Raw genomic sequence first — 9,572 nt, 5'->3', positions numbered from 1 at the left:
GACCCGATGATCGCCAAGCTCGTCACCTGGGCCCCCACCCGCGAGGCCGCGATCGACGCGCAGATCGCCGCGCTCGACGCGTTCGAGATCGTCGGGCCGGGGACGAATATCGACTTCGTCTCCGCGCTGATGCAGCATCCGCGTTTCCGCGCGGGCGCGCTCACGACCGGCTTCATCGCCGAGGAATATCCCGAAGGCTTCCACGGCGCACCCGCAAGCACGGACCTGACCCGCACCCTCGCCGCCATCGCCGCCTTCGCCGCCACCGCCGAGGCGGACCGTGCGCGCCGGATCGACGGCCAGCTCGGCCATCGGCTGCAACCGCCCGCCGACTGGACGGTGCGGATCGGGGGCAAGGACCATGCGGTCCACGTCGCGACCGATGGGATCAGCGTTGACGGTGCGGAGCTGAACCTCGCCATCGCCTATACGCCGGGCGACCGGATGATCGCGGTCGAGGACGAGGGGGGCGAAACCCTCCACGTCCGCATCGCCAGGACCCGCACCGGCTTTCGCCTGACGACGCGCGGGGCCAGCCACATGATCCGCGTCCTGCCCGCCCGCGCGGCGCCCTACGCCCGGCACCTGATCGAGAAGGTGCCGCCTGACCTGTCCAAATTCCTGATCGCGCCGATGCCGGGCCTGCTCGTCCGCCTCGACGTGGCCGAGGGCGACAGGGTCGAGGCGGGCCAGCCGCTCGCTGTCGTCGAGGCGATGAAGATGGAAAACATCCTGCGTGCCGCCAAGACCGGCACCGTCAAGGCCATCACTGCCAGGACCGGTGACAGCCTGGCGGTGGATGCGGTCATCCTCGAACTGGAATGATGTTCGGGGGGCGTCGCCGTCGACGCCCCCGATCGTCACGCCGCGACCGCCTGGCGCGGGGCGTGGGCGATGCGGTCCTGTGCGATGGCGCGGGCGGCATGATGCGGGGTGGCGCCGTCGCGTGCCGCGCGGGCCAGCGTCTCCTCCATCCGCAGCGCGATGCCCTGTACCCGCTTGCGTACGTCGGGCGCGCGCCAGCCGAGATATTCGCCCGCGACATTGATGATCCCCCCGGCATTGACCAGGAAGTCGGGGGCATAGAGGATGTCGCGCTCGGCCAGCCGGTCGGCCATGTCCTCGCTGGCCAGCTGGTTGTTCGCCGCGCCGCACACCACGCTGGCGCGCAGACCCGCCACGGTTTCGGCATCGAGCACTGCCCCCAGCGCGCAAGGTGCCAGCACATCGATCCGCGCGGACAGCAGCGCGCGGCTGCTCATCACCATCGCGCCGAAGCGATCGGCGGCGCGCGCCGCCACCTCGCTGCGCGGTTCGGCGACGATCAGCCGCGCACCCATTTCATGCAGCAATTCGCACAGCGCATAGCCGACATGCCCCAGCCCCTGCACCGCGACGGTCACGTCGGACAGTTCCGCGCCCAGCCGGTGTCGGACCGCGACCTGCATCGCCTGTGCAACGCCCAGCGCGGTCCAGGGCGAGGGATCGCCGCCCGGCCGCCCGCCGCTTGCGGGAAGCCCGGCGACGTGGTGCGTTTCCCGGGCGACCATGCCCATATCCTCGACCGAGGTGCCGACATCCTCGGCGGTGACATAGCGTCCCTTCAACTCGCGCACCGTCCGTCCGAAGGCGCGGAACAGCGCCGCCCGGTCGAAATCGCCCTGCGGCAACCGGATGACGGCCTTGCCTCCGCCAAAGGGCAGGTCGGCCAGCGCATTCTTCAGCGCCATTCCTTCGGCCAGGCGCAGCGCATCGACGGTCGCCGCGCGGTCGCTGGCATAATGCCAGGCGCGGCACCCGCCCGCCGCCGGGCCCAGCGCGGTCGAGTGGAGGACGATGACCCCGCTCGCCCCCGTGTCGGCGTCGTGGAACGACACCACCTCTTCGGGGGGCAGGCTGTGGGCGTCTGGTGCGGTGCGCGACATGATGGTCTTCCCTTGATCTGTTGAAAGCAATCTAGCGGCCCCGGCCGAGTGTATCTGGTCCATCTTGGGGGTCTCGACGCGAAAGATCGGTTGAAATGACCCGATAAGGCGATTTATCGGAATGGTTATGCCGCACGACCTCGATATCTGGGAACGCCGCATCCTCGCCTTGCTTCAGGAGGATGCCAGCCTGTCCACCGCCGCCATCGCCGAGGCGGTCGGCCTGTCGGCCTCGCCCTGCTGGCGCCGGATCGATCGGCTGGAGCGGGAGGGGATCATCAAGCGGCGCGTCGCGCTGGTCGACCGGGCGAAGGTCGGGCTGAAGGCGCAGATCTTCGCGCAGGTGAAGCTCAACGCGCATGGCCGCGCCAATCTGGACGAGTTCGCCGCCGCGATCCGCGAAGTGCCCGAGGTGATGGAATGCCATGTGCTGATGGGGGCGGTCGACTTCATGCTACGCATCGTGGCGGCCGACATCGAATCCTATGAACGGCTGTTCTTCGAGCGGCTGTCCAACCTGCCGGGGGTGCAGGAAATCAACTCCACCGTCGCGCTGTCGGAGATCAAGTCGACCACCTCGCTGCCGATCGGGCCCGGATCGTAAGGGCGCTTGCTCGACACGCGCAGCCCCGATACCGCCCGGTTACGACAGGCGGCGGAGACGATATGGCGCGGACGCGGGGCTTGGGGAGGATTCGGATCGGCCTGTTCCTGCTGGTCTGGCTGAGCGGTGCCTGGTTCGGGTCGTGGGAATTCAACCCCAACAACGCGACCCGGCTGTTCGCCGCGATCCGCATGGTCGAGAACGGCACCGCGACCATCGATCCCTTCGCGCCGCTGACCATCGACAAGGCGCAGTTCGGCACCCATGCCTATCTCGACAAGGCACCGGGCATGACCCTGATGGCCTTGCCCGCCGTGGCGATCACCGACTTGGTCACCGGCGACCACGCGGGGCGGCATATACCGAGCTCGGTCGACCCCGGCTTCGTCGCCTATCTGAAGCTGCGTACGCGGGTGGCGGCGGCGACCGGATCGGCGCTGCTCACCGCCATCGCGGCGGTGCTGCTGTTCGATCTGGCGCTGACGCTGACCGGCGGCGCGGGGGCGGCGCTGTTCGCGGCGCTGGGCTATGCGCTGGGGACGCCGATCTGGGGCTATTCCACCACCTTGCTGGGCCATGCGGCGGTCGCGGCGTTGTTCGTCATCGCTCTGGCCGGTGTCGCGCGTGGTGGCGGGCGGTGGATGGCGATGGCGGGGCTGGCGCTCGGCTGGGCGGTGGTGGTCGAGTATCAGGCGGTGCTGGCGGGATCGGTCATCGGGCTGTGGGCGGTGTGGAAGTATCGCGCGACGCCCAGGGCGCTGCTGCCGCTGATCGTCGCGGGGGTGGCGGGGCTGTTGCCACTTGCCGCCTATAATCTCTTCGCCTTCGGGACGCTGTTCCGCATCGGCTATTCGGGCGTGGTCGGGTTCGAGGGGATGAACCAGGGGCTGTTCGGGCTGACCGTGCCGCGCCTGGCGGTGCTGCGCGAGATTCTGGTCGGGCCGACGCGCGGGCTGTTCTGGGTGGCGCCGGTGCTGCTGGTCGCGCCGGTCGGCCTGTGGCGGCTGGGGGAGGAGCGGGCGACGCGCGGGATCGCCCTGGCGGCGGCCGGGGTGGCGGTCGTCGCGCTGCTGGTCAACGCGGCCTATGTCTATTGGGACGGCGGCAATGCCACCGGGCCGCGCCATGCGATGCCGCTGGCGGGCGTGGCGGCGCTGGGGCTGGCACCCGTCTGGGCGATGGCGCGGGCCGGATGGCAGCGCGTCGGGCTGGCGGTGCTGCTGATCGGTTCGGTCGCGATCAACCTGACCATCGCGGCGGCGGAGATCTTCGCGCCGCCCGGCTATCGCTGGGCCTGGTGGCAGGCGGTGATCCAGCTGCGGTTCCGCTTCGGCGACCTGCGCACCATCCCCTCCGAATGGTGGGGATGGACGAGCTGGAACGGCCTTTATCTATGGGCGGCGGTCACGATCCCGCTCGCCCTGTGGCTGGTTCAGTCCTGCGCGCGCTTCAGCCCGCGCACCCGGTGCCAGACATAGAAGCCGACCAGCAGAACCAGCACGATTCCGATCGCCAGATCGGCCCGGTGGAAGAACGCCTTCACGCGCGGGTCGGAATCCCATTTCTCGCCCAGCTCGCGCCCGACGATCGCGAGGACCAGGCAGAAGGGCCAGCTGCCGAGGAAGGTATAGAGGTGGAACGGCACGAGCGGCATCCGCGCCACCCCCGCCGGAAAGGCGATGAAGGTGCGGATCACCGGCAATAGCCGCCCGATCATCACCGCGATCGAGCCGTAACGCGCGAAGAACCGGTCCGCCGCGTCCAGCTCGCCCGGCCCGATCAGCAGATACTTGCCCCAGCGCTCCGCGACCGGCCGCCCGCCGCGCTTGCCGATCTCATAGGCGACGATCGAACCCAGATTGCACCCCAGCGCCCCCGCCGTCGCGGCGAGATAGAGGTTGAACTGGCCGGTCGACACCAGATAGCCGGCAAAGGGCATGATGATCTCGGAGGGCAGCGGAATGCACGCGCTCTCGATCGCCATCAGCAGCATGATGCCCAGATAGCCGCCCGACGAGATGACCCAGATGGCGAAGCTCGCCAGTGCGGAAAGAAGTTGTTCGACCATGGGGCCAGCGACTTGCGCGATTGGCGGGGCAGGGTCAATCGGAACCGCATGGGCGTGCGGCCGGTTTGGGACGCATGACGATGTTGACCCTGAACGATGATCGCACCATGCCGCAAATCGGGCTGGGCACCTATCAGATCCCGGATTCGCAGGTCGCGCTGGTGGTGCGGCGCGGGCTCGATACCGGCTATCGCCTAGTCGACACCGCCGCCCTTTATGGCAATGAGCGCGGCGTGGGCGACGGCCTTCGCGATGCGGACGTGTTCCTGACCACCAAGCTGTGGAACGACCGCCACCGCGATGCCGAAGCGGCGCTGGACGAGAGCCTGGCGCTGCTCGGCGTCGAGGCGGTCGACCTCTATCTGATCCACTGGCCGGTCCCCGCCGAGGACGCCTATGTCGAGGCATGGCAAAGCCTGATCGCGCTTCGCGAAGCGGGCAAGGCCAGGTTGATCGGCGTGTCGAACTTCCTCCCCGAGCATCTCGACCGCATCATCGCGGCGACGGGCGTGGTGCCCGCGGTCAACCAGATCGAACTCCACCCCCGCTTCCAGCAGCGCGAGGCGCGCGCCTATCATCAGGCCAGGGGTATCGTGACCCAGAGCTGGAGCCCGCTGGGGCAAGGCGGCGAATTGCTGAAGACGCCCGAGATCGTCGCCATTGCGGACAAGCATGGCCGCTCTGCCGCGCAGGTGGTGCTCGCCTGGCATCTGGCGCATGGCCTGTCGGTGATCCCCAAGGCGGCGGATGCGGCGCACATGGCGGACAATTTCGCCGCGACCGAACTGACGCTGGACGACGAGGACATGGCCGCGATCGACGCGCTGGACGATGCCGAGGGGCGGATCGGGCCGGACCCGCGCAATATGTAAACGCCGAGCTTTATGTGCGCTATTTCTTGGGAAGGTGCCAATTCATCGGGAATTGGGTGCTGCCGTCAACCGCTTTGCCTGTCTCGTCGCGAGCAGGATCAAATCTGACTTGGCGAACGAAGTCGCAACTTGCTTTGTCGAGGCTGGCGGATCCGCTACTCGTTGCGACACTGCACGCGTCAACTTTGCCCTTTGCGGTGACGTGAATGGTCACGATGGTCTTTCCCTCCTCGCGTCTTGCGACCGCTTCAGGTGGGTAAAAGAAAGCGCCAATAGAGCCGTCCTGTCTTGCGGCAGGCTTTGGTGGAGTAGCATTCTCCAAAGATCCCGAAATCATAAGCATTTGCAGATACATTTGCAATTCCTCCCATCTCAATATGCAGCAGTCATTGTGATGAGATGTAGGCTGTTACGCAATAACACGAAGCGCAATCTAGAAAGATTTGGGACTTGCCTATCCCATTGCCTCTATCGCCAACCTCAAATCCTCCACGAAGCGCGCATATTCCACCTCCTTTGCCGCCGGATCGGGCAGGCGGAGCAGATAGCTGGGGTGGACGGTGATGAACGCCGTTCCGCCATCGGGCAGGGTCAGCGCCTTGCCCCGTTCGCGCCCGATCGTCATCGCCTTGCCGAACAGCGAACGCGCCGCCGTCGCGCCCAGCGCGACCGTCACCTGCGGCTGGATCAGCAGGCGTTCCTGCTCGACCCACCAGCGGCATGCCTGGATCTCCCCCGCATTGGGCGAGCTGTGGATACGCCGCTTGCCGCGTGGCTCGAACTTGAAGTGCTTGACCGCGTTGGTGACATAGGTTCGCGCGCGGTCGATCCCCGCCTCCGCCACCGCGCGGTCGAAGACCTGTCCGGCAGGACCGACAAAGGGGCGGCCCGCCAGGTCCTCCTGGTCGCCCGGCTGCTCGCCGACGAACATCAGGGACGCGTCCACCGGGCCTTCGCCGAACACCGTCTGGGTGGCGGGTGCGTAGAGCGGACAGCGGGTGCAGCCCATCGCCTCGTCGCGCAGCGCCGCCCAGGCCGCCTGCGCATTGCCGCCGCGTCCGGTCCGTACATCCACCCTGGCGGTGTCGATCATGCCCGTCTCCCGTGCCTGCGCGCCTGCGATCAGTTGCGGGACCAACGCGGTTTCCGGCATGTTTTTCCAGTATTTGCGCGGCATCTCCTTCAACATGGCGCCGATCTTCACGCGCGCGGGGTTGAAGATGCTGGCATAATAGGTCTTCCATACCGCCTCGGTCGGATCGCCCTCGGGCGCGTCGGCCTTGCTGGCGCCTGGCCCTTCCGAAAGCGTCTTGCCGTCCCAGTGGAGCGACACCTCGGGCGTCAGGATCGACCAGCGCATCGTCGTGAAGCGGTTGACGAAGAAGGCGGCATTGGCGCGCACGATATGATGTTCGGGCTCGAACCAGGCGACATAGCGCGGGCCGTCGTCATCCTCGGTCTCGCGAAAGCGCAGAAAGGCCCGCATCTTGTGGATGTCGCGCCGCACCGCCTTGGCGAGCCGGTCGAGCCTGCGGACCAGCGGATCGGCCTGATCCTCGATCAGCCGGGGTTGCCGCCGCAGTCGGTCCAGCGCGGTGTGGAGCAGCGCGAAACGCTCCGGATCGTTCGACAGGATGACGCTGCGCGCGAGGTCGATGAAGCCGCGCGCGACCGTGAAGCGCGGCGCGGGACTGGTCGGCCTCTCCTCCGCGACGGCGCCGAACAGGTCGGCGGTCTGCTCGCCGACCTGCCAGACGACCTGATCGGGCGGCACGGCGTCGGCGATCAGCCCACGCGCCGCGTCCCGCCAAGCGTCGAAATCATCGGGAGCAGAAAGGGTTATGATGCGCATCGCGCGTCAATCCTCCCCGTGGCGGGGAGGATGAGGGTCGCTCCCGATCAATCGCGCTCGTCTCCGCCCGGCGGATTGGCCTTGGCCTCCTTCGCCTCGATAGGTTTGCGCTCCTCGTAGATTTCGGCGAGCTTCTTCTCGGTCGCGTCGTCCAGTTCCTTTTCGGCGGCCGGGAACATCTCTTCCTCTTCCTCGTCGATATGATGTTCATAGCGATGGCGCATGTGGAAGAATTTGGACTCCCACTCGTCCGAGGCGAAGTCGAGGTCCATCATCTCGCCGAGCAGATCGTCGATCTCCTTATGCTCGGACACCGAATGGCGTGCATCGTCGCGCAGTTCGGGTTCGCCCAGCATGGTGGCATAGAGCGACTCCTCCTCGGCGGCGGCGTGGCTCTGGATCTCGATGCGGAACGCCTCAAACAGCTTCTTGCGCTTGGCTCCGTCGCCCTTCATCTCGGCGAGTTCCTTGAGCATTTCCCGCTGCTTGTCGTGGTCGCGCTTCAGATCGGCATAAATGTCGGCGGTGGCCATGGCCCTGTCTCCTTCGCGCGACCAACGGCGAAGCGCGACGCGCGTTTCACCCGCGAATCACTCTCACTCAGCCGAAGAGTTCGAGCTGCTTGCCGCGCGGCTTGACCAGCGGCTTCAGGTCCGCCCGCTCGGCCAGCGCGACCGGGCGCCAGTCCTCGGCGATCAGGAAGGGGCGCAGCTTGGCGATCGAGACGGTCAACCGCCCGACATCCTCCAGCCGCAGCCTGCGCCACTGGCGGGTGGCGATGATCCGGTCCACCGCCTTCACCCCCAGCCCCGGCACGCGCAGCAGCATCTCGCGCGGGGCGCGGTTCACATCGACCGGGAAATGCTGGCGGAATTTGAGCGCCCAGGCGAGCTTGGGATCGATGTCCAGCGGCAGCATGCCCGTCGCCTCGTCGGCGGCGGCGGCCACCTCATGGGGGCGATAGTCGTAGAAGCGCATCAGCCAGTCGGACTGGTACAGCCGGTGCTCGCGCATCAGCGGCGGGCGCTGGAGCGGCAGGACGGCGGAGGCGTCGGGGATCGGGCTGAACGCCGAATAATAGACGCGGCGCAGGCGGAACCGGTCGTAGAGCGTCGCCGCGCGCCCGACGATGTCGCGGTCGGTGGCGGCATCGGCGCCGACGATCATCTGCGTCGACTGGCCGGCGGGCGCGAAGCCGGGGGCGGACTTGTAGCGTTTGGAGGCGTCCGCCCGGTCCTCGATCGCGGTCTTCACATCGGCCATCGCGCCTTCGATCCGAGCGGCATCCTTTTCGGGCGCGAGGCGGCGGAGCCCGCCCACGGTCGGCAGCTCGACATTGATCGACACGCGGTCGGCATGGACCCCCGCCAGCCGCACCAGTTCGGGATCGGCATCGGGAATGGTCTTCAGATGGATATAACCGCGAAAGCCATGATCCTCGCGCAGGCTGCGCGCGACCTCGACGATCTGCTCCATCGTATAGTCGGACGATTTGATGATGCCCGACGAGAGGAACAGCCCCTCGATATAATTGCGCCGATAGAAGGCGAGGGTGAGGTTCACCACCTCCTGCGCGGTGAACCGCGCGCGGCGGACATTGGAGGATTTGCGGTTGATGCAATAATGGCAGTCGAAGATGCAGCTGTTGGTCAGCAGGATCTTGAGCAGCGAGATGCACCGGCCATCGGGCGCATAGGCGTGGCAGATGCCCATGCCCTCGGTCGAGCCGATCCCCTTGCCGTCGCGACTGTTGCGCTTGGACGTGCCCGACGAGGCGCAGGAGGCATCGTATTTCGCGGCATCCGCCAGGATCGCCAGCTTCTCACGGGTGTCGAGTTGCGCCATGTGTTCGATATATGTTCACGGGCGCGGCGCGACAAGCGGAACTGGGCGATCCGGTGGCTTGCGGCCGGTTTGACGGATTGAGGGAAGGCGGACGTCGCGCAGGCTGGAGATGGTCCGCCCCGCCCGCCCTCAACCCTGTCGCCGCCCGCGTCCTTTGGTCATCGGGTCGGGCTTTTTGGGCCGCACCCAGCCTTCGGGGCGTTCGGGGCGGGACTGGCTGGTGCCCAGGCCCATCGCGCCGGGTTGCTGGCGGGTCAGGCCGCTGGTGTCGACGCTGATATCCTCCGCCCCGCCGCGCAGCAGGTTGATCCGGTCGCGAAGCGCCCGCGCCTCCTCGAAGTCGAGGCGTTCGGCGGCGGCGTCCATCTGGCGGCGGAGGTCTTCGATGCTTGGCCCGGTCATGATC

General features: G+C 67.3%; 11 protein-coding genes. 4 read left to right on the top strand and 7 right to left on the bottom strand.

Annotated elements, in window-relative coordinates; translation table 11 throughout:
• Positions 1 to 825: biotin/lipoyl-containing protein (locus tag ABIC44_RS16665; protein ID WP_354296627.1), on the top strand; the 825-nt coding region annotated here is incomplete at its 5' end.
• A 35-nt stretch (positions 826 to 860) separates the two neighbouring features.
• Here the strand turns inward: ABIC44_RS16665 and ABIC44_RS16660 are convergent.
• Positions 861 to 1,925, bottom strand: a complete 1,065-nt coding sequence (locus ABIC44_RS16660; RefSeq protein ID WP_354296626.1) for a Glu/Leu/Phe/Val family dehydrogenase — start codon at positions 1,923 to 1,925, stop codon at positions 861 to 863.
• Positions 1,926 to 2,052: 127 nt separating this feature from the next.
• Between ABIC44_RS16660 and ABIC44_RS16655 the strand changes: the two genes are divergently transcribed.
• Both ABIC44_RS16655 and ABIC44_RS16650 read left to right on the top strand, forming a co-directional pair.
• Positions 2,053 to 2,529: an Lrp/AsnC family transcriptional regulator gene (locus ABIC44_RS16655; RefSeq protein ID WP_354296625.1), complete on the top strand. Its 477-nt coding sequence runs from the start codon at positions 2,053 to 2,055 to the stop codon at positions 2,527 to 2,529.
• Between the two features lie 62 nt (positions 2,530 to 2,591).
• Positions 2,592 to 4,007 (top strand): hypothetical protein, encoded by a 1,416-nt coding sequence (locus ABIC44_RS16650; RefSeq protein ID WP_354296624.1) that lies wholly within the window; start codon positions 2,592 to 2,594, stop codon positions 4,005 to 4,007.
• On the opposite strand, the gene ABIC44_RS16645 is transcribed toward ABIC44_RS16650, so the two are convergent.
• Positions 3,962 to 4,597 (bottom strand): DedA family protein, encoded by a 636-nt coding sequence (locus ABIC44_RS16645; RefSeq protein ID WP_307100779.1) that lies wholly within the window; start codon positions 4,595 to 4,597, stop codon positions 3,962 to 3,964. The two genes, ABIC44_RS16650 and ABIC44_RS16645, sit on opposite strands and share 46 nt — an antisense overlap.
• Before the next feature lie 74 nt (positions 4,598 to 4,671).
• Between ABIC44_RS16645 and ABIC44_RS16640 the strand changes: the two genes are divergently transcribed.
• Complete coding sequence (locus ABIC44_RS16640) at positions 4,672 to 5,469, top strand: aldo/keto reductase (RefSeq protein WP_354296623.1); 798 nt, start codon at positions 4,672 to 4,674, stop codon at positions 5,467 to 5,469.
• Between the two features lie 19 nt (positions 5,470 to 5,488).
• On the opposite strand, the gene ABIC44_RS16635 is transcribed toward ABIC44_RS16640, so the two are convergent.
• The 5 genes from ABIC44_RS16635 to ABIC44_RS16615 form a co-directional block, all read right to left on the bottom strand.
• Entirely contained in the window at positions 5,489 to 5,806 is a 318-nt protein-coding gene (locus ABIC44_RS16635; RefSeq protein ID WP_354296630.1) for an energy transducer TonB, read from the bottom strand.
• Between the two features lie 117 nt (positions 5,807 to 5,923).
• Positions 5,924 to 7,321 (bottom strand): UdgX family uracil-DNA binding protein, encoded by a 1,398-nt coding sequence (locus ABIC44_RS16630; RefSeq protein ID WP_354296622.1) that lies wholly within the window; start codon positions 7,319 to 7,321, stop codon positions 5,924 to 5,926.
• A gap of 47 nt (positions 7,322 to 7,368) precedes the next feature.
• Positions 7,369 to 7,854, bottom strand: a complete 486-nt coding sequence (locus ABIC44_RS16625) for a hemerythrin domain-containing protein (RefSeq protein WP_354296621.1) — start codon at positions 7,852 to 7,854, stop codon at positions 7,369 to 7,371.
• A gap of 67 nt (positions 7,855 to 7,921) precedes the next feature.
• Positions 7,922 to 9,166: a putative DNA modification/repair radical SAM protein gene (locus ABIC44_RS16620; RefSeq protein ID WP_307100769.1), complete on the bottom strand. Its 1,245-nt coding sequence runs from the start codon at positions 9,164 to 9,166 to the stop codon at positions 7,922 to 7,924.
• A gap of 129 nt (positions 9,167 to 9,295) precedes the next feature.
• The gene (locus ABIC44_RS16615; protein WP_354296620.1) at positions 9,296 to 9,568 is read right to left on the bottom strand and encodes a UvrB/UvrC motif-containing protein; all 273 of its coding nucleotides are present in this window, start codon (positions 9,566 to 9,568) and stop codon (positions 9,296 to 9,298) included.
• Positions 9,569 to 9,572 lie beyond the last annotated feature (4 nt).

Origin of the sequence: Sphingomonas sp. 1185, assembly GCF_040544655.1 — a bacterium.
GTDB lineage: Bacteria > Pseudomonadota > Alphaproteobacteria > Sphingomonadales > Sphingomonadaceae > Sphingomonas.
This window is presented reverse-complemented; position numbering and strand designations above follow the sequence as displayed.